The sequence below is a fragment of the Streptomyces sp. NBC_01485 genome (assembly GCF_036227125.1).
Classification (GTDB): domain Bacteria; phylum Actinomycetota; class Actinomycetes; order Streptomycetales; family Streptomycetaceae; genus Streptomyces.
This window is the reverse complement of the sequence record NZ_CP109435.1, coordinates 2,718,898-2,737,192: the sequence shown is the minus strand read 5'-3', so window position 1 is coordinate 2,737,192 and position 18,295 is coordinate 2,718,898. Positions and strand designations below refer to the sequence as shown.

Annotated in this window: 18 protein-coding genes and 2 pseudogenes; 8 read left to right on the top strand and 12 right to left on the bottom strand. The window is 69.5% G+C overall.

Annotation, left to right across the window (positions count from 1 at the left end):
• Window positions 1-63: 63 nt before the first annotated feature.
• The 5 genes and pseudogenes from OG352_RS12525 to OG352_RS12505 form a co-directional block, all read right to left on the bottom strand.
• The gene (locus OG352_RS12525; RefSeq protein WP_329216757.1) at window positions 64-486 is read right to left on the bottom strand and encodes a transglycosylase SLT domain-containing protein; all 423 of its coding nucleotides are present in this window, start codon (window positions 484-486) and stop codon (window positions 64-66) included.
• A gap of 339 nt (window positions 487-825) precedes the next feature.
• Window positions 826-1,026, bottom strand: a pseudogene (locus OG352_RS12520) (ECF transporter S component); the annotation flags it as partial.
• Window positions 1,027-1,029: 3 nt separating this feature from the next.
• Window positions 1,030-2,055 (bottom strand): MBL fold metallo-hydrolase, encoded by a 1,026-nt coding sequence (locus OG352_RS12515; RefSeq protein WP_329216753.1) that lies wholly within the window; start codon window positions 2,053-2,055, stop codon window positions 1,030-1,032.
• A 308-nt stretch (window positions 2,056-2,363) separates the two neighbouring features.
• The gene (locus OG352_RS12510; protein ID WP_329216752.1) at window positions 2,364-3,077 is read right to left on the bottom strand and encodes an HAD family hydrolase; all 714 of its coding nucleotides are present in this window, start codon (window positions 3,075-3,077) and stop codon (window positions 2,364-2,366) included.
• Complete coding sequence (locus OG352_RS12505) at window positions 3,074-4,084, bottom strand: ScbA/BarX family gamma-butyrolactone biosynthesis protein (RefSeq protein WP_329216751.1); 1,011 nt, start codon at window positions 4,082-4,084, stop codon at window positions 3,074-3,076. Before OG352_RS12505 ends, OG352_RS12510 begins: the two co-directional genes overlap by 4 nt.
• A gap of 503 nt (window positions 4,085-4,587) precedes the next feature.
• On the opposite strand from OG352_RS12505, the gene OG352_RS12500 reads away from it, so the two are divergent.
• From OG352_RS12500 to OG352_RS12485, 4 genes are all read left to right on the top strand, one after another.
• Complete coding sequence (locus tag OG352_RS12500; protein WP_329216749.1) at window positions 4,588-4,836, top strand: hypothetical protein; 249 nt, start codon at window positions 4,588-4,590, stop codon at window positions 4,834-4,836.
• A gap of 19 nt (window positions 4,837-4,855) precedes the next feature.
• Entirely contained in the window at window positions 4,856-5,047 is a 192-nt protein-coding gene (locus OG352_RS12495; protein ID WP_329216748.1) for a hypothetical protein, read from the top strand.
• Window positions 5,048-5,189: 142 nt separating this feature from the next.
• Window positions 5,190-6,647: an aldehyde dehydrogenase gene (locus OG352_RS12490; protein WP_329223803.1), complete on the top strand. Its 1,458-nt coding sequence runs from the start codon at window positions 5,190-5,192 to the stop codon at window positions 6,645-6,647.
• Window positions 6,648-6,653: 6 nt separating this feature from the next.
• Entirely contained in the window at window positions 6,654-6,887 is a 234-nt protein-coding gene (locus OG352_RS12485) for a ferredoxin (protein ID WP_329216746.1), read from the top strand.
• 324 nt (window positions 6,888-7,211) lie between these two features.
• Here the strand turns inward: OG352_RS12485 and OG352_RS12480 are convergent, their stop codons facing one another.
• The gene (locus OG352_RS12480) at window positions 7,212-7,832 is read right to left on the bottom strand and encodes a TetR family transcriptional regulator (protein WP_329216745.1); all 621 of its coding nucleotides are present in this window, start codon (window positions 7,830-7,832) and stop codon (window positions 7,212-7,214) included.
• Window positions 7,833-8,012: 180 nt separating this feature from the next.
• On the opposite strand from OG352_RS12480, the gene OG352_RS12475 reads away from it, so the two are divergent.
• From OG352_RS12475 to OG352_RS12465, 3 genes are read left to right on the top strand one after another with little or no spacing between them, the layout of a single operon-like run.
• A complete protein-coding gene (locus OG352_RS12475; protein ID WP_329216744.1) occupies window positions 8,013-9,497 on the top strand; it encodes a glycosyltransferase family 4 protein in 1,485 nt (494 codons plus the stop codon).
• Window positions 9,491-10,225: a class I SAM-dependent methyltransferase gene (locus OG352_RS12470; RefSeq protein WP_329216743.1), complete on the top strand. Its 735-nt coding sequence runs from the start codon at window positions 9,491-9,493 to the stop codon at window positions 10,223-10,225. Before OG352_RS12475 ends, OG352_RS12470 begins: the two co-directional genes overlap by 7 nt.
• The gene (locus tag OG352_RS12465) at window positions 10,222-11,292 is read left to right on the top strand and encodes a prenyltransferase/squalene oxidase repeat-containing protein (RefSeq protein WP_329216741.1); all 1,071 of its coding nucleotides are present in this window, start codon (window positions 10,222-10,224) and stop codon (window positions 11,290-11,292) included. Before OG352_RS12470 ends, OG352_RS12465 begins: the two co-directional genes overlap by 4 nt.
• A 67-nt stretch (window positions 11,293-11,359) precedes the next feature.
• On the opposite strand, the gene OG352_RS12460 is transcribed toward OG352_RS12465, so the two are convergent.
• From OG352_RS12460 to OG352_RS12435, 6 genes and pseudogenes are all read right to left on the bottom strand, one after another.
• Complete coding sequence (locus OG352_RS12460; protein ID WP_329216740.1) at window positions 11,360-11,653, bottom strand: hypothetical protein; 294 nt, start codon at window positions 11,651-11,653, stop codon at window positions 11,360-11,362.
• 59 nt (window positions 11,654-11,712) lie between these two features.
• Complete coding sequence (locus OG352_RS12455) at window positions 11,713-12,723, bottom strand: LLM class F420-dependent oxidoreductase (RefSeq protein WP_329216739.1); 1,011 nt, start codon at window positions 12,721-12,723, stop codon at window positions 11,713-11,715.
• 112 nt (window positions 12,724-12,835) lie between these two features.
• Window positions 12,836-13,672, bottom strand: a complete 837-nt coding sequence (locus OG352_RS12450; RefSeq protein ID WP_329216737.1) for a hypothetical protein — start codon at window positions 13,670-13,672, stop codon at window positions 12,836-12,838.
• A gap of 497 nt (window positions 13,673-14,169) precedes the next feature.
• Complete coding sequence (locus OG352_RS12445; protein ID WP_329216735.1) at window positions 14,170-14,751, bottom strand: SgcJ/EcaC family oxidoreductase; 582 nt, start codon at window positions 14,749-14,751, stop codon at window positions 14,170-14,172.
• A gap of 214 nt (window positions 14,752-14,965) precedes the next feature.
• Complete coding sequence (locus OG352_RS12440; protein ID WP_329216733.1) at window positions 14,966-15,997, bottom strand: N-acetylmuramoyl-L-alanine amidase; 1,032 nt, start codon at window positions 15,995-15,997, stop codon at window positions 14,966-14,968.
• Window positions 15,998-16,207: 210 nt separating this feature from the next.
• A pseudogene (locus tag OG352_RS12435) lies at window positions 16,208-16,465 on the bottom strand (MFS transporter); the annotation flags it as partial.
• A 52-nt stretch (window positions 16,466-16,517) separates the two neighbouring features.
• Here OG352_RS12435 and OG352_RS12430 point away from each other — a divergent pair.
• A complete protein-coding gene (locus OG352_RS12430) occupies window positions 16,518-18,260 on the top strand; it encodes an MFS transporter (protein WP_329216732.1) in 1,743 nt (580 codons plus the stop codon).
• The last annotated feature ends 35 nt before the right edge of the window (window positions 18,261-18,295 follow it).

The window sequence follows — 18,295 nt, the reverse complement described above, 5'->3', positions numbered from 1 at the left end:
GTCGGATGCGTGTCAGAGGTGAGTCAGGCGCGCGTCAGACGCGGGTCAGACAGTCGGCGTGGCTCAGTACCAGCCGTTCAGCTGCCAGAAGTTCCAGGCGGCGACCGGGCTGCCGTAGCGGGAGTTCATGTAGTCGAGGCCCCACTCGATCTGGGTCTTGGCGTTGGTCTTCCAGTCGGAGCCGGCCGAGGCCATCTTGGAGCCGGGGAGGGCCTGGACGAGGCCGTAGGCGCCGGAGGAGGCGTTGGTGGCGTCGACGTCCCAGCCGCTCTCGTGCTTGACGATGTTGGAGAAGGCCTTGTACTGAGCCGCGTCCGGGATCATCTTCTGCGCGATCGCCTGGGCCTGGGTGGCCGAGGCCACGGACGTCGTCGCGGCCTGGGCGGGAGCCGAGGTCAGGGCCATGCCGGCGGTTGCGGCGGCGAGGGCGACGGCGGTGAGGGCCTTCTTGGGGGTGGCGATGCGGCGGATGACGGAGACGGACACGGAGAACCTGTTTCTTCGGGGACGGTGGCGGTCGCCTGCATGTCGCACACCACGTGGTGCGTGGCCACACCGCGTGGTGTGCGGTGGTGTTCTGCATGCGTCGGCGCCGAGGCCTGTGGGGCTCGTCGGCGCCGTGCGACGTCATCCAGACAAGCAGGATCGAGGGCTGTCCGCAAAGACCCCTTTTGCTAGTTGTGGTCGTATTTGGTGGAGTCGGGCGTCCGTGTGACCTGGGTCTCTATGTGCAGGTCGGGGGGCGCGGCAGCCCGCATGTGCCGTCCGAAATGCCCGACTAGTTCGGTTAGTAGGTGATGTGGGTCATGTGGGGCGGTTCACCGGTCAACGGCCATCGGGAGGCTGCTGAGTGGCCTCGAATGTGACCGCGGCCTCGAAGGCCGCCCGGCGCGTGGCTCTGCGTAGCGCCTTGAGCACCGCCGGGCCGAGGGCGAGGGTGAGGACGACCGTGACGACGGCCCGCCCGAGGTCCCAGCCCAGCGAGGTCGCCACGCAGTACGCGACGAAGCGGGCCAGGTTCGCCGGGGATCACACCGCCGCGTACGTCACCGGATCGCTCCCCGTCACCGCTTCCGCCCGGCCCTGTTTCACGAGCCGCCGGAGATGGGCCTCGGCCTCGGAGACCGCGATGTTGCGTGATCCGTAGGGGATTTGCCGCCAGGGGCGGTTCCACTCCATGCGTTCGGCGAGCTGCCACGGGGTGAGGGGCTCGGCCAGGAGGGACAGCAGGTCCGTCAGACGGTCCTCGTGGTGGGTGAGCAACTCCCGTACCCGGGACGGGGCGTCGGTGAAGGAGTGTTGGTGGGCCGGGAGGATCTCGGCGGGGGCGAGGCGGCCGACGCGTTCGAGGGAGTCGAGGTAGTCGCCGAGCGGATCGGTGACCGTGGCGTCGTCGGGGTCCTCGTAGAGGCCGATGTGCGGGGTGATCCCGGGGAGGACATGGTCGCCGGAGAACAGGCGGCCGTGGCCCGGCAGTTGGGCGGGGTGGCTCTCCTCCAGGTGGAGGCAGACATGGCCCGGGGTGTGGCCCGGGGTCCAGATCGCGCGCAGCCGGCGGCCGGGCAGGTCGAGGAGTTCGCCGGGGGTGATCTCGCGGTCGGGCAGGGCGGGGGAGAAGCCGGGCAGCGTACGGCGGGGGGCCGTGCGCAGGGGGGTGAGGTGGTCGTCGGGGGCGCCGGCGGCGGCCAGCTTGTCGGCCATGTACGTGTACCAGCGCTCGGGGCGGGTCTCCCGGGTCCGCCGCACGATCGACGCGTCCGCCGCGTGCATCGCCACCCACGCCCCGGACGCCTCCCGCGCCTTGGCCGACAGGCCGTGATGGTCGGGGTGATGGTGGGTGATGACGACACCGTGCAGCTCGGCGACGGAGGTGCCGCACGCGGTCAGTCCCGAGGTCAGGGCGTCCCAGGAAGCGGGGTCGTCCCAGCCGGTGTCGATCAGCACCGGTCCGCGGTCGGTGTCGACGACGTAGACGAGCGTGTGGCCGAGTGGGTTGTCCGGGATGGGGACCCGCAGGGACCGCACACCCCCGCCGTGATCGAACGCCTCAGTCATCTGCCCTCCATGTCCGCCCTCCGCCATCGGCCCTCCGTAACTGCCCTCCGTCTCACGGTCATTGCCCACTATAACCGGAACTGACGAGCTGTCAGATTAATCAGGAGGGAAGCCCGAGAGAACCGCTCTGGCCAGCCGTGGAGCGGTCGTTGCCGGTTGTCGTCGGCCCCCTCGTTGACGACACTGGATTCCTGAAGAAGGGCGTGCTGTCGGCCGGGGTTCGGGCGCGCGGCGGCCGCCAAATCAGCTGCCGACGACAGCGAAACGGCCCCCTGGAAGAACCGACGGACCGTGACGCAAGAGTGAGGCTAAAGCCGCGCGACAGGGGAAGGGGCGGCTGCCAGCAGCTCGCTGTGACCGAGGAGTTGGCTCAGTTCGGTGAGTGTTTGCTGGTCAGTGCGGAAGTGGACGGCCTGCCAGCCTGCTGTGACTGCGGCCGTGCAGTTCTCGGCCACATCGTCGATGAGGACGCAGTTCCCGGGACGTACGCTCGCGGTCCGCTCGGCGATGCCGAAGATCCGTGGGTCCGGTTTGCGGCAGCCGACCCGGCAGGAGTCGATTACGCAGTCCGGCTCTCCCATCTCGGAGATCATCGGGCGCCAGTACGGTTCCCACTCCACCACGTTGTTGGACAGGACGCCGATTCGGTGTCCCAGCGCCCGCAGCGTGCGAGCAGCCCCGATCATCAAGGGATTGGCCTGCACTCCTTCGAACCACTGGGCGCCGAACGTCTCCAGCCTGGCGGCGGAGAGATCCACCCCGGTCAGTGCCCTGCGCAGCAGTCGGCCGAACTCGACCTCGGTGATCTCACTGAGTTCGAGAGCGGACAGCGCGTTGCCGCCGAGGATGGCGCTGGAGTCCCTCAGGGCCTGCTGGAGCTGGGCCGGGGTGACGCCGGTCTTGCGGCCGTACTCGACGAAGATGCTGTCGAGCGGTGGCGACAGGACGCCTCCGAAGTCGAACCAGACCATGTCGGAGGCGGTGTTCCGTGACTCCGCTTCCGCAGTGAAGTTCGCACTCATACGAGGGCGGCCGCTTCTGCCGCCGGCACGGGATACCCGATGAGGGGTCGTGTGGTGACCAGCGAGATGTCTGCCGAGGCGATCTCGTCGCCCTCCTGGGTCAGGCTGAGTTCCAGGTCGAGCTGGTTGGGGGTGGAGGAGCCCAGTACCACCGCGCGGCAGTCGGTGGGCAGTTCGAACTCCCCGATACGCGAAAACGTTGTTCGGCACCGGGAGACCGCGAGGCCGCGCGGTGAGAGGCCGAAGAGTTCATGGGCCGTATACAGCGAGGTCTGGCGCAGGGACTCGAATATCACCGCACCCGGTATGTGGTCGAGCGGATGGTCGAACAGCGCCGGGTGTGCCTGGTCTACGACGACCTGGGCGTGTACTTCGCGCCCATGCACGGTGGCGTCGGCGAGTACCACGTTCTCTGTCGAACGCCGGCCGACGACAGCCGGAGCCAGACGACGATCGGTGTGGTAGGCGCGGCTCGCCTCCTGTTGCAATGTGCTGCGCATTCGGCTGCGGAGTGCCCTCCAGGTCTCCGATGGAATCCAGCGGAAGTCGAATAGAACCGAGGCCACCGGTCGGCCTCCGATCGTGGCGTCGATCTCCATCAGCCCGCCGCACAATACGCCTTTGCGGGTCTTCTCCTCGATTATTGTTCCGCGCATCAGCACCTCGCCGGGGAGTGCTCCGATACCCAGCGCGCTGTGGCTATGGATCCGTAGATCACAGCCGTCGAAAATGTAGCTGCTGCGCAGCGGGGCGTTCATGTAGCGGTGTGTGGCCTGGATTCCGGCCTGTCTGAACACTTCGAGCAGCAGGAGCGGATCATATGCCGCAGGTGAGGTGACGTGGTCGCTGTAATAGCCGTGCACACGCGGAAGCTGTGCAGCCACCAGGAACTGATTTCCGCTCAGCTGTGCCGAATCGGTGACGAAGACCTCGGCGACCGCTGCGCGGTGAACCAAGGCGCGATCGACTGTTCCAGTGAACGAGAGTGCCGGGATTTCGTCTATCATGAAATTGCCATCCTTGAGTCAGGTATTTTCCACACCAAGGTTGGATAGCGGTCCGAAATGCTGCTTATTTCGTCAATCCGCGACGGAATCCGACGGGTTGTCGGCTTGGTTCGGCGCTGGTTCCGATTTCTGGATAAATAGTTGCTCGGGCAGACGTCACCGTTAACAGCGCCGCCTCCACCCTTGGTTACCGATTGGTATAAACCAGCTCTTCAGCAGTACTTGAAGTGTTTAGTACATCCGCAATCCCTGTCAAGCGGGGCGGGGCGAAATCTCTGGACTCCAAACCTCCTTCGGCAGGGTTTCGTGACGGTCCACAGGTTCTCCCGGTGGATCATGTCGCTGTTTGTCGGCTGATGCTGAGATGAGGTATCCGCAGGGAGGCGGGCTGACGCCGAAGCGGCAGGCGGCTCGTGAACAGTTGAGGCTGGAGGCCGCGGAGCGGTTCGCGTGGGGAGACGACCACGGACGTCGCGCGTGAGCTCCGGGTCGGGGAGCGCCAGGTGGAGAAGTGGCGCGAGGGCGGGGTGGAGGCGCTGCGTTCGAAGGGGCCGATGTGCGTGGAACTTCTGGGCCCTGCCCAATGGGAGCGTTTCGTAGGGGAGTTGGGGCACGGGAGTCTGGCGCACGGCTGGGATGTGGAGCGGCTGGACGCTGGTGCGGATCCGCGCGCTGATCATCCGGTTGTTCCTGGTCTCGACGTCCACCCGGTCGACGGGCCGGCGCTGTTCTTCGTGGAGAACGAGGAGTGACTGACGGTGAAAGGAGCTGTTGTTCACCGCTCCCGAGGGCGGCGCGCTCGTGCGCAACAACTTCAACGTGCAGGCATGGAAGCCTGCCCTTGTGGCCGCTGGTGTTCTCCCGCTCCCGAGCAGCGAGAGCCGCACGCGAAAGGCGGTCGACGGCATGTATCGCGCGGCCGGTGAGGGCAACGACGGCCCACAGGCGGCCCAGGCGGCATGACGGCGCCCCCCCAGCAGCAAACCCGCTGGTGGGGGGCTGTTTGGTCCCGGCCCTGGCTTAGTTTGACTGGAACTGATATCAGTTTCTGATACACCGTCAGAAACCATTCAGAACCATGTGGACGAAGGCGAAGGCGATGGTCATGGCCGAGCTCGTGGAACACGGACAGCTGTTCATCGGCGGGGAGTTGACCGACCCCCTGGGCGAGGACGTCATCGAGGTGGTCTCGCCGCACACCGAGGAGGTCATCGGGCGGGTGCCGCACGCGTCGACCGCCGACGTCGACCGGGCCGTCGCCGCGGCGCGCCGCGCCTTCGACGAGGGACCCTGGCCGCGCATGTCGCTCGACGAGCGGATCGCCGTCGTCACCCGCATCAAGGACGGCATCGCCCTGCGCCACGAGGAGATCGCCCGCGTGATCTCCTCCGAGAACGGCTCCCCGTACTCCTGGAGCGTCCTCGCGCAGGCCCTCGGCGCGATGATGGTGTGGGACGCGGCGATCAAGGTCGCGCGGGACTTCACCTACGAGGAGCGCCGCGACGGCGTGCTCGGGAAGATCCTCGTGCGGCGCGAACCGGTGGGCGTGGTCGCGGCCGTCGTCCCCTGGAACGTCCCGCAGTTCGTCGCCGCCGCCAAGCTCGCGCCCGCGCTGCTCACCGGGTGCGCGGTGGTGCTGAAGCCGTCCCCGGAGTCGCCGCTCGACGCGTACATCCTCGCGGAGATCACGCGCGAGGCAGGGCTGCCGGAGGGCGTGCTGTCGATCCTGCCCGCGGACCGCGAGGTGAGCGAGTACCTGGTCGGGCATCCGGGCGTCGACAAGGTCGCGTTCACCGGCTCGGTCGCGGCCGGGAGGCGGGTCATGGAGGTGGCGGCCCGCAACCTCACGCGCGTGACGCTGGAGCTCGGCGGCAAGTCGGCGGCGATCGTCCTGCCGGACGCGGACCTCGCCACGGCCGTCCCCCAGATCGTCTCGGCCGCCTGGATGAACAACGGGCAGGCGTGCGTGGCCCAGACCCGCATCCTGCTGCCGCGTTCGCGCTACGACGAGTTCGCGGACGCCTTCGCCGCCGCCGCGGCGGCGCTGGTCGTCGGCGACCCGCTGGACCCGGCGACCCAGGTCGGCCCGCTGGTGGCGCGGCGGCAGCAGCGCAGGAACCTCGACTACATCCGCATCGGGCAGGAGGAGGGCGCGAAGATCCTCACGGGCGGCGGGCGTCCGGCGGGCCTGGAACGCGGCTGGTACGTGGAACCGACCCTGTTCGGCGACGTCGACAACTCCATGCGGATCGCCCGCGAGGAGATCTTCGGACCGGTGATCTGCCTCCTGCCCTACGGCGACGAGTCCGAGGCGCTGAAGATCGCGAACGACTCCGACTACGGGCTGAGCGGCAGCGTGTGGACGGCCGACGTGGCGCACGGCATCGAGGTCGCGCGGCAGGTCCGTACCGGGACGTACTCCGTCAACACGTTCAGCCTCGACATGCTCGGGCCGTTCGGCGGTTACAAGAACTCCGGCCTGGGCCGGGAGTTCGGGCCCGAGGGCTTCGGCGAGTACCTGGAGCACAAGATGATCCATCTGCCGGCCGGCTGGGAGGGCTGAGGGGCCATGGGGGACCGGTGGCACGTCGAGGTGGACCGCGCCCTGTGCATCGGCTCCGCCCAGTGCATCCACCACGCGGCCGAGGGTTTCCGGCTGGACACCGCGCGTCAGTCGCATCCGGTCGCCCCGGACACGGACGCCAACGAGCGGGTGCTCGCGGCGGCCGAGAGCTGCCCGGTGGAGGCGATCATGATCACGCTGGTGGGGAGCGGGGAGGCGGTGTTCCCGCCGGAGGAGTAGAGGAGTAGAGGAGTAGAGGAGTAGAAGCCGGGGTGCCGAAACCGGATTAGTGAAAAATATTCCTTTTGGGGTGTTCAATCACGCCCTGGGCGTTCTACTCTGGTAGTGGCCTACGAGACGAGATGAGGGAGTCCGACCGGAGTAGCCGACTTTGGCGAGACGCCGAGAGGTACGGGCATCCGCTGGGGCCGACGTCGACGGACGGGCTGAGGGACCTGAAGGTCGCAGGACTGGACCCGAAGGCGACCCCCGATCGTCTCGTAGGTCCCTTTTGTGTGCCCGGTCCGGTCCGGACCTGTCCGGTGCGTGGGCTGGGCCCGGGCCCTATTCGTGCGCCCGGGGGTCCGTCACGTCGATGAGCCGGCACACCGTCTCGATGTCTATCCGGACCTGGGCGATGGACGCGCGGCCCGACAGCCAGGTGACGAGCGCCGAGTGCCAGGTGTGCTCGATGACGCGGACCGTGGAGAGCTGCTCGGGCGTGGGGTCGGTGAGGCCCATCGCGTCGAGGATGATCGCCGTCGTCTGACGCGAGACCTGGTCGACCTCCGGGGAGACGCTGCGGTCGGCGAAGGTCAGGGCGCGCACCATCGCGTCGGCCAGATGCGGTTCACGCTGCAGGGCACGGAAGGCGCGCATCAGGGTCTCCTCGACCCGGTCCGCCGCCCGCTCGCCCGTCGGCGGCTTCTTCCTCAACGTGCCGTGCATGTGCTCCAGTTGGTCCTGCATCGTGGCGACCAGCAGATGCACCTTGGACGGGAAGTACCGGTAGAGGGTGCCGAGGGCGACCTGTGAGGACTCCGCGACCTCCCGCATCTGCACCGCGTCGAAACCGCCCCGGCTGGCCAACTGCGCGCTCGCGTGCAGGATCCGGCGGCGGCGCGCCTCCTGCCGCTCGGTGAGGGGTGAGGACTGTGGCGGTGGGGTGGGTGGGGTGGGTGGCATGGGTCCCGTTCCGGTCCGTTCCGTGACAGTCCTGGTGGCGTGAATCACCTGATCCACTGCTCACGGCGGTCCTACCTGCCGGTAGATTCAGAGCCTCCCGGACGATCAAGTCTGAAACTTGTTCTAGATTACCGTCCCGTCGTAGTCTCGCGGGGAATTGCAGGCAGAAGGGGGCCCGGAGTGACCGCGGAGGCCAGTCAGGCGGGGTCCCGGCATGATCTCGCGGCCGACGGAGAGCGGCCGCTCGACATCGCGCTCCTCACCTATAAGGGGAACCCGTTCTGCGGGGGCCAGGGTGTCTACGTACGGCATCTCTCGCGTGAGCTCGTACGCCTCGGCCACCGCGTCGAGGTCATCGGCTCCCAGCCCTATCCGGTGCTGGACCCGGGCCACGACGACCGCCTCTCCCTCACCGAGCTGCCCAGCCTCGACCTCTACCGCCAGCCGGACCCCTTCCGCACCCCGAAGCGCGGCGAGTACCGCGACTGGATCGACGCCCTCGAAGTGGCGACGATGTGGACCGGCGGGTTCCCCGAGCCGCTGACCTTCTCCCTCCGTGCCCGCCGCCATCTCCGCGCCCGGCGTGGGGAGTTCGACGTGGTGCACGACAACCAGACCCTGGGGTACGGGCTGTTGGGGGACGTCGGCGCTCCTCTGGTCACCACCATCCACCATCCCATCACCGTGGACCGGCAGTTGGAGCTGGACGCCGCCGAGGGCTTCAAGCGCCGTGCGTCCGTGCGCCGTTGGTACGGGTTCACCCGGATGCAGAAGCGCGTCGCGCGCCGGCTGCCGTCCGTGCTCACCGTCTCCGGCACCTCCCGCCAGGAGATCGCCGACCACCTCGGCGTCGGCGACGACCGTATCCACGTCGTCCACATCGGCGCCGACACCGACCTGTTCGCACCGAATCCCGCCGTGCCCCGGCTGCCGGGCCGGATCGTGACGACGTCCAGCGCGGACGTCCCCCTCAAGGGCCTGGTCTTCCTCGTCGAGGCGCTGGCGAAGGTGCGCACCGAGCACCCGCACGCCCACCTCGTCGTCGTCGGCAAGCGCCCGCAGGAGGGGCCGGTGGCCCAGGCGATCGAGCGGTACGGCCTCGAAGGCGCCGTCGAGTTCGTCAAGGGCATCTCCGATCCCGAACTGGTCGACCTGGTGCGCTCGGCGGAGGTCGCCTGCGTGCCGTCGCTGTACGAGGGCTTCTCCCTGCCGGCCGCCGAGGCCATGGCCACGGGCACCCCGCTGATCGCCACGACCGGCGGGGCGATCCCCGAGGTCGCCGGGCGCGACGGGGAGACCTGCCTCGCCGTGCCGCCGGGCGACGCGGGCGCGCTCGCCGCGGGTTTGAGCCGGCTCCTGGACGATCCCGAACTGCGGGTACGGCTGGGTGCGGCCGGGCGGGAACGGGTGCTGGACCGGTTCACCTGGGCGCGGGCCGCCGAGGGCACCGTGGCCCGCTACCGCGAGGCGATAGCCGACGGGACAGCCCACGGGAAAGCCGACGTCGGCCACCGGCGGGCGTCCGCGGCACCGGTGCCGGCCCCCCGAGCCGGTGACACCAGTGACGCCGATGACACCAGTGACGTCGTCGACGTCGTATCCGAAGCATCAGATGTATCCGATGTTTCTGAAGCATCCGATCGCGAAAGCAGGGCCACGTGCTGACCGTCGACTTCTCCCGGTTCCCGCTCGCCCCGGGCGACCGGGTCCTGGACCTCGGTTGCGGGGCGGGCCGGCACGCCTTCGAGTGCTACCGGCGCGGCGCGCAGGTCGTGGCCCTCGACCAGAACGCCGAGGAGATCCGCGAGGTCGCCAAGTGGTTCGCGGCGATGAAGGAGGCCGGCGAGGCCCCCGAGGGCGCCACCGCCACCGCCATGGAGGGCGACGCCCTGGCGCTGCCCTTCCCCGACGAGTCCTTCGACGTCGTCATCATCTCCGAGGTCATGGAGCACATCCCGGACGACAAGGGCGTGCTGGCGGAGATGGTGCGCGTGCTGAAGCCCGGCGGGCGGATCGCCGTCACCGTCCCGCGTTACGGCCCCGAGAAGGTCTGCTGGGCCCTCTCCGACGCCTACCACGAGGTCGAGGGCGGCCACATCCGCATCTACAAGGCGGACGAACTGCTCGCGAAGATCCGCGAGGCGGGCCTGAAGCCCTACGGCACCCACCACGCGCACGGGCTGCACTCGCCGTACTGGTGGCTGAAGTGCGCGTTCGGCGTCGACAACGACCGGGCGCTGCCGGTGCGGGCGTACCACAAGCTGCTGGTCTGGGACATCATGAAGAAGCCGCTCGCGACACGGGTCGCCGAGCAGGCGCTGAACCCGCTGATCGGCAAGAGCTTCGTCGCCTACGCGACCAAGCCGCACCTGCCCCGAGTGGACGCCAAGTGACCACTCCCCGGACAGAACACCTCGTCCTGCCCGGGGTCCTCACCGCCGAGCAGGCCGCCGAGACCGTCGCCGGGATCCTCGCCGTGCAGCGGGAGGACGGTGCGATCCCGTGGTTCCGGGGTCACCACCTCGACCCGTGGGACCACACCGAGGCCGCGATGGCGCTGGACGCGGCCGGCGAGCACGAGGCCGCCGAGCGGGCCTACAACTGGCTGGCCCGGCACCAGAACGAGGACGGCTCGTGGTTCGCGGCGTACGCCGACGGCGCCTACGACGACGTCACCGACCGGGGCCGCGAGACGAACTTCGTCGCCTACGTCGCCGTAGGCGTCTGGCACCACTATCTCTCCACCGGCGACGACATGTTCCTCGACCGCCTGTGGCCGACCGTCTACGCGGCCGTCGAGTGCGTGCTGCGGCTCCAGCAGCCGGGCGGGCAGATCGGCTGGCGGCGCGAGGACGACGGCACCCCGACCGCCGACGCGCTCCTCACCGGCTCCTCCTCGATCCACCAGGCGCTGCGCTGCGCGCTGGCGATCGCCGAGCAGCGCGAAGAGCCGCAGCCGGACTGGGAGTTGGCGGCGGGCGCACTGCGGCACGCGATACGCCGGCATCCGGAGCGGTTCCTCGACAAGGACCGCTACTCGATGGACTGGTACTACCCGGTGCTGGGCGGCGCGTTGACCGGCGCGGAGGCCAAGTCCCGTATCGAGGCGGACTGGGAACGGTTCGTGGTCCCCGGCCTCGGCGTGCGGTGCGTCGTCCCGAACCCGTGGGTGACGGGGGGCGAGTCCGCCGAACTCGCCCTCGCCCTCTGGGCGATGGGCGAGTCCGACCGGGCGCTGGAGATCCTCCAGTCGATCCAGCATCTGCGGGACGCGGAGTCGGGGCTGTACTGGACCGGGTTCGTGTTCGACGACCAGGCCATCTGGCCCCGGGAGCTGACCACTTGGACGGCGGGGTCGCTGGTGCTGGCCGTCGCCGCGCTCGGCGGGCACGACGCCACGTGCGCCGTGTTCGGCGGGGAGCAGCTTCCCTTCGGGCTCGAAGTGGACTGCTGCGCCTGAGAGTTCGGGATCCCGGGAGTCTGAGAGTTCGGGATCCCCGGAGCCTGAGAGATCAGGAGCCCGGGGTTCAGTGGCGGTGGACCCGGTTGGCGATCGCGTGGCCGATGAAGAGGTACACCACCGCTGCCAGGCCGTAGCCCGCCACCACCCTGGCCCAGGCCTCGTCGAAGGTGAACAGGTCGTGGGACCAGCCTGCGAGCCAGCCGGCCGTGTCGTGGATGAACTGCACGAAGCTGTTGGCGCGGTTGGCGTCGAGCAGGTACATCAGGATCCACAGGCCCAGGATGAGGGCCATGACATCGGCGACGACCGCGACGACCGTCCCTGCCTGGTTGGCACCGTTGCGATATCGAGGGGACATGTGGTTCGAGTTGCCGTTCGAGGCCGTATGAAACCCCGTCGGGCCGTTAGGAGTTGAGCTCACGAGTTGAGCTCGGCCAGTACCCGCAGGGTGTGCGGGTCCGGTGCGACGACCAGCAGGTCCGTCACCGGGCCCTTGCGCCAGGCCTGAAGGCGTTCGGCGATGCGTTCGTGGGGGCCGACGAGAGAGATCTCGTCGGCGAAGGCGTCCGGTACGGCGAGCACGGCCTCCTCGCGCCGGCCGGCCAGGAACAGTTCCTGGATGCGCCGGGCCTCCTCCTCGTACCCCATGCGTGCCATCAGGTCGGCGTGGAAGTTGCGGGTGGCGTGGCCCATGCCGCCGATGTAGAAGCCGAGCATGGCCTTCACGGGCAGCAGCCCCTCGGTGACGTCGTCGCAGACCAGCGCCCGGGTGAGCGGCGCGACCCGGAAGCCCTCGGGCAGCTCCGCCACCGCCGGGCCGTACGCGTCCGGCCGGTTCGGCGACCAGTACAGCGGCAGCCAGCCGTCGGCGATACGGATCGTCTGGGCCACGTTCTTCGGCCCCTCCGCGCCGAGCAGCACCGGCAGGTCGGGGCGCAGGGGGTGGGTGATGGACTTGAGCGGTCGGCCCAGGCCCGTGGCGTCCGGGGCGCGGTAGGGGTGGGAGTGGAAACGGCCGTCCAGTTCCACCGGGGCCTCCCGGCGCAGGACCTGGCGTACGACGTCCACGTACTCCCGGGTCGCGGTGAGCGGCGACTTCGGGAAGGGCCGGCCGTACCAGCCCTCGACCACCTGCGGGCCCGACAGGCCGAGGCCGAGCATCATCCGGCCGCCGGAGAGGTGGTCCAGGGTGAGGGCGTGCATCGCGGTCGTGGTGGGGGAGCGGGCCGCCATCTGGGCAACCGCCGTACCGAGCTTGATCGTCGATGTCCGGGCGGCGATCCAGGTGAGGGGGGTGAAGGCGTCCGAGCCCCACGACTCCGCCGTCCAGACGGAGTCGTAGCCGAGCCGTTCCGCCTCGCGCGCCAGCTCCACATGGTCGGGGGCGGGGCCGCGGCCCCAGTAGCCGAGCGCCAGACCGAGCCGCATACCAGCCTCCTGACGGTCCGTCAGAGTTCGTCGGACACGGGGCTGCGACTGTACGACAACGGCCCCCCGCCCGGAAGGGCGAGGGGCCGTGCGGAACGTGACCTGGGCCGCCTCAGCCGCGCTGGATGCCGGAGGCGTCCCGCAGGACGCCGCGACGGCCGTCCTGGGTCTGCGCGACCAGACCCTGGGCGCCCTGCTCGACCGCGAGGTACCAGGTGCCCGGCGCCAGTTCGGCGATCGGCATCGGCTGGCCGTCCTCCGCGTACAGCGGACGCGGCACCGGCACGGCGAACCAGAACGGCGAGAAGTCCGCCGCCGGCGGCTGCGCCGGACCCGGCTGGGCGGCGAACGGCGACGGACCCGGCTGGCCCGGCTGACCGGGCTGCCCCTGCTGCGGCTGACCGCCGAACGCCGACGGCTGCGCCGCGCCCGGGTAGCCGTAACCGGTGGGCGGCTGCGCGCCGTAGGGCTGGGGGGCCGGCGGCTTGGGGGCCGGGACGAGACCGGCCTGCAGGGCGGGGACGAGGGGGGTGGCGACGGCGGCTGCGGCCAGGGCCAGCACGGCGATGAGGGCCAGGATCAGGCCTGCACCGGGGCTGGGACTGTTCGAGCTGTCGCCGACGTTGTCGTAACCGCCGGACGGGTCGAAGACGTTGCCGAGCGCGCTCCACGCGGCGAAGACCGCGAAGGCCACGCCGAACTGGCGGAGGTCCAGTCCGGCGACCTTGGGCACCTGCGGCAGTCCCCGGCTGATGACCACGAGTGCGGCGGCGATGATCCCCGCGAGAACGACGCTGAACAGGACCGGCCCGCTGCTCCAGAGGCTCGGCATGTCGTAGCTGTCAGGGATCCCGTCGATCGAGTAGAGATCGAAGAACGACGCGATGAACAGCAACACCGCTGCTCCGATCACCACGCCGTCGCCTCGAGTGAGGGAGCGGATATTCACTTCAGGTCCTTCGTGAGTCGTCTCGTCATCGGTACGCATACAGGTATCAGTAGAGGCGTCGCTGTCACCATGTCGCCGTCAGGCCCCCGTGTGAAGCGCGGGGGTGGCCCCTCATCGTAGGGAGGACCCTATCGTCCGCACGATTGCGCTGTCCGCCCGGATCAGCGCACTGATCACTACCCGCGCAGGAAACTCACGATTCCCTCAGCTTGTCCCTCAAGCCTTCATTCAAAGACGATCGGATTTCGAGACGATCGGAGCCGGGTGGGCTCCTGCGACGAATGGGAGCCGGGGTGGGCTCCTGTGGCGATCGGATGACGATCGGAGCCCGGGCTCCTGGTGGAGGGCCGAGGCGGTCTGCCGGGGCCCCGAGCGGGGTCGTCGGTCGGGTCCGTCGATCGGGATCAGCCGTGGGGGCGCTCATCCCGGTCCTGACGGACCCGGCGGCCGTGTCTCCCTGGCCCTCCACCTCCGTGTTCCTTCGGGAACGGTCGGTGTCAGCTCGCGGCGGGCAGTACCGAGGAGTGGTGGTTCACGATCAGCCACTTGCCGCCGATCTTCTCGTACACGTAGGTGTAGCGGGCGTCGATCGTGCTCTTCTTCCCGGTCTTCGCGTCGGTAACGTGGAACTTGTACAGGCCGGTGTCGATCGCCGAGTCGCTGTCCAGGACGTTGATGACGGTTCTGACCTTCTCGCCCACCGGCTTGTTCTTCAGGAACTTGTCGAAGTAGTCGACTATCTGGGCGTGCGTGGTGCGGATCTGGTCCGAGGCGGTGGGCAGCAGCGCCGCGCCCGGGGCGTAGCGGGCGGCGACCTTCTGGGAGTCACCGGTCTGCAGCGCCTTGTTCCAGCCGTCGAAGAGGGTCGCGATCTGCGCCTTGGTCGCCTTGGCGGGCTGGGCCGGCTTGGCGGACTTGCCCGACCGGTCGTAGCCGTTGCCGTACGACGAGTGGTCGTACCCGGCGTGGGGCGTGCGGTGCTCCGGCGCGGCCACGCTGACTCCGGCGGTGAGGGTGGCGGCGGCGAATACGGCCGCACCGGCGGCGAGGGCGGCACGGTTGCGCGTCTGACGCTTCATCACGAACTCCTGTTGGCAGTGAATGTCCCCTGCTCTGATGGGAACGGTTTTCACTTTCACAGAATCGGGGTAAAGCCGGGCACAGCACATGGCCAGCGGATAGGTAAGGGAGTTCCAAAACGCGGAGCGTAGGGGAGTGGGTGCTGTATGTAGCGCGATGTACGTAGTGCGCTGTGCGTAGCTCGTAGTGCGTGGCTCGCGGTGCGCGGGTGTCTCAGGAGGATCGCTTCAGGAAGCCCGCGATGCCGTCCGAGAGTCCCTGTGCCGCCTTCTGTCGCCAGGTGGCACTGGTCAGCAGTGCGGCGTCCTTGCTGTCGCGCATGTTGCCGCACTCGATGAACACCTTGGGAACGGTTGACAGGTTGAGACCGCCCAGGTCCGTACGCGTGACGAGACCGGAGCCGTCGCCGATGTAGTTGGACGGTGAACTGCCCGTCGTACGAGCGAAGTTGCCCGCGATCAGCTTTCCGAGATCCTTCGACGGGGCGACGACGGCACGGGTGTCGGCGGCACCCTCGTGCACCTCGCCCGGCATGATCACGTGGAAGCCGCGGTTGCCGGCCGCGGAGCCGTCGGCGTGGATCGAGACGACCGCGTCGGCGTGCGCCGCGTTCCCGATCCGGGCGCGCTCGTCGACGCACGGGCCGTACGGCCGGTCCCCGTCCTGCGTCAACTTCACCGTGGCGCCCTGCTGTTGCAGCAGGGTGCGCAGCCGGTGGGCCACGTCCAGTGTGAACTTCGCTTCGCTGTAGTCGGAGTTGGTGGACGTTCCGGTGGTGTCGCACTCCTTCCAGTTGGTGCCGATGTCCACCTTGCGGTTGATGTCGGCGGTGTGCTCGAAGTTGGTGGGGTTGTGGCCGGGGTCGATGACGACGACCTTGCCCTTGAGGGAGGCGGGCGCGGTGGAGACGGTGCCGCCGGCATCCTGCTTCCCGCCGACGCCCTGCTTCTCGTCACCGGTTGTGCCGTCGCCGGTCGCGCTGTCGGTGGGGGAGCGCAGCGTGGACGACGATGCCGCCGGTCCGGCCCCCCGGTCCGGCCCGCTGTCCCCGCCGGTCCCGGTCCCGGTCCCCGTCCCGGCCAGTGCCTCGAACGCCAGCCAGCCCAGCAGCGCCCCGGGCACGAGCACGGCGAGCGCCACGGTCAGCGGGCGGCGCAGCGGAGAGCGGCGCGGCTGCGGGGGGCCGAAGGGCGCGGAGGGATCGGAGGGATCGAAGGGGCCGGGGTTCGAGCCTGCGTACGACACGCTGCCACCCTAACGGGCACCCCGGCGAGGACTCAGGGGGCGCGCAGCCGACCCCGGGCAGTCCGACCCTGAGCCGTCCGGGTCGTTGCCTCGGTGGCTGGGGATTTTTCGCGGTAGCCACACCAGTATCAGGGCCACCCCCACCAGCAGGACGGCCGTGCCCGTACGGAAGGCCAGGGCGTAGCTCTCTGTCAGTGCCTCGGGTGGGTGGTCGCCCGCCCGGCCGCCGAGCAGCATGAACCCAGCGAAGGCGATCGAGTACGCGTTCACCACCCACTGCAGGCCGGACGGGCTCATGCCGAGATCTGTGCGCATCGACGGCAGTGCCACGTTCACGACCGACACGTCGAGCACGACGAGGAACTGCCCGGCGCAGGCGAGCGCCACGAGCAGCCAGGCCGGGGAAGCGTCAAGAGAAGCTAAAGAAACCGTTAGTAAGCCGAAGCATCGGAATAGTTGCCCATGCATACAGGTTCGGTCTCCATGTATCCCTGACGCACCGCCCCGGAGGCCCCACCCCATGACGCACACGACGACCGACCGGCCAACCCGCCCAGCGAGCGGATCCGTCGTCCCGGTCCTCGCCTTCGCGGGCATCGTGGTCGCGGTGATGCAGACCCTGCTGGTCCCCGTCATCAAGGATCTGCCGCAACTGCTGGGCACCGCGCCCAGCAACGCCACCTGGGTGCTGACCTCGACGCTCCTGTCCGGCGCCGTCGCCACCCCGATCATGGGCCGCCTCGGCGACCTGTACGGCAAGCGGCGCATGCTGATCCTCAGCCTCGCCGTGATGGTCGTCGGCGCCCTGGTCAGCGCGCTCACCAGTGACCTGCTCATGATGATCGTGGGCCGTACGCTCCAGGGCTTCGCCATGGGCGCGATACCCCTCGGCATCGGCCTGATGCGGGACATGCTGCCCCGCGAGAAGCTCGGCTCGGCGATGGCGCTGATGAGCTCCTCGATCGGCGTCGGCGGCGGCCTCGCCCTGCCCGCCGCGGCCCTGGTCGCCCAGCACGCCGACTGGCACGCCCTCTTCTACGGCGCCGCCGGCCTCGGCGTCCTCGCGATCGGCCTCACCCTCCTCGTCGTCCCCGAGTCCCCGGCCCGCGCCGAGGGCACCTTCGACGTCCTGGGCGCGATCGGCCTCTCCACCGGCCTGGTGCTCTTCCTGCTGCCGATCACCAAGGGCAGCGACTGGGGCTGGACCTCCGGCACCACCCTCGGACTCTTCGCCGCCGCGGCCGTCGTCCTCCTCCTGTGGGGCCTGATGGAGCTGCGGGTGAAGGCCCCGCTGGTGGACCTGCGCACCACGGCCCGCCCCGCCGTCCTCTTCACCAACCTGGCCTCGATCATGGTCGGCGTCTCGTTCTACGTCGTCTCCCTGGTCCTGCCGCAGCTCCTCCAACTGCCGAAGGCCACCGGCTACGGCCTCGGCCAGTCGATGGTCGCCGCCGGTCTGCTCGTCGCGCCGCTCGGCCTGACGATGATGATCACCGCGCCCGTCTACGCCCGCCTCTCCGCGAAGTACGGCCCCAAGTTCACCCTGATCCTCGGCATGCTGATCATCGCGATCGGGTACGGCGCCGGCCTCGGCCTGATGAGCGCCGCCTGGCAGAGCCTCGTCATCTCGGTCGTCCTGGGCGCCGGCATCGGCCTCGCCTACTCCTCCCTCCCCGCGCTGATCGTCGGCGCGGTCCCGGCCTCGGAGACCGGCGCGGCCAACGGTCTCAACACCCTGATGCGGTCCATCGGTACGTCGGTGTCGAGCGCCGTCATCGGCATGGTGCTGGCCAACACCGCGAACGACGTGGGCGGCGTCGCGGTCCCGACCATGCACGGCTTCCGCGTCTCCTTCCTGATCGCCACGGCCGCCGTCGCCGTCGGCCTGGTCCTCGCCCTCTTCCTGCCGAAGCAGCAGCGCCCCTCGACGGCCGCGCAACTGCACGCCGGCAGCGAGGAGAACGCCGACCTGGAGCGCGCGCAGGAGGCTCTGCGGGGCTTTCGCGGGAGGGTCCTGGACGCCGACGGCGCGCCGGTCGCCCGCGCCAAGGTCACCCTGATCGACCGCCGCGGCCGGCAGGCCGGCGCCACCCTGTCGGACGAGGACGGCGGCTACGCCCTCGCCGTCCCGGCCCAGGGCGCGTATGTTCTGGCCGCCAAGGCCACCGGCCACGGACCGCTGGCGAGCTCCGCGACCCACGCGGGCGACGAACGCCCGGTGGACCTGGACCTGGCCCTCCCGAGCGCGACGGTCACCGTCTGACGGACCCCGTCTGACGGACACCGGGCAGAACGCCC

Coding starts and splice junctions, on each gene's coding strand:
- OG352_RS12515 (WP_329216753.1), bottom strand. CDS start 2,055: ATGACTGAGGCGTTCGATCACGGCGGGGGTGTGCGGTCCCTGCGGGTC.
- OG352_RS12510 (WP_329216752.1), bottom strand. CDS start 3,077: ATGAGTGCGAACTTCACTGCGGAAGCGGAGTCACGGAACACCGCCTCC.
- OG352_RS12505 (WP_329216751.1), bottom strand. CDS start 4,084: ATGATAGACGAAATCCCGGCACTCTCGTTCACTGGAACAGTCGATCGC.
- OG352_RS12490 (WP_329223803.1), top strand. CDS start 5,190: ATGGCCGAGCTCGTGGAACACGGACAGCTGTTCATCGGCGGGGAGTTG.
- OG352_RS12485 (WP_329216746.1), top strand. CDS start 6,654: ATGGGGGACCGGTGGCACGTCGAGGTGGACCGCGCCCTGTGCATCGGC.
- OG352_RS12480 (WP_329216745.1), bottom strand. CDS start 7,832: ATGCCACCCACCCCACCCACCCCACCGCCACAGTCCTCACCCCTCACC.
- OG352_RS12460 (WP_329216740.1), bottom strand. CDS start 11,653: ATGTCCCCTCGATATCGCAACGGTGCCAACCAGGCAGGGACGGTCGTC.
- OG352_RS12455 (WP_329216739.1), bottom strand. CDS start 12,723: ATGCGGCTCGGTCTGGCGCTCGGCTACTGGGGCCGCGGCCCCGCCCCC.
- OG352_RS12445 (WP_329216735.1), bottom strand. CDS start 14,751: ATGAAGCGTCAGACGCGCAACCGTGCCGCCCTCGCCGCCGGTGCGGCC.
- OG352_RS12430 (WP_329216732.1), top strand. CDS start 16,518: ATGACGCACACGACGACCGACCGGCCAACCCGCCCAGCGAGCGGATCC.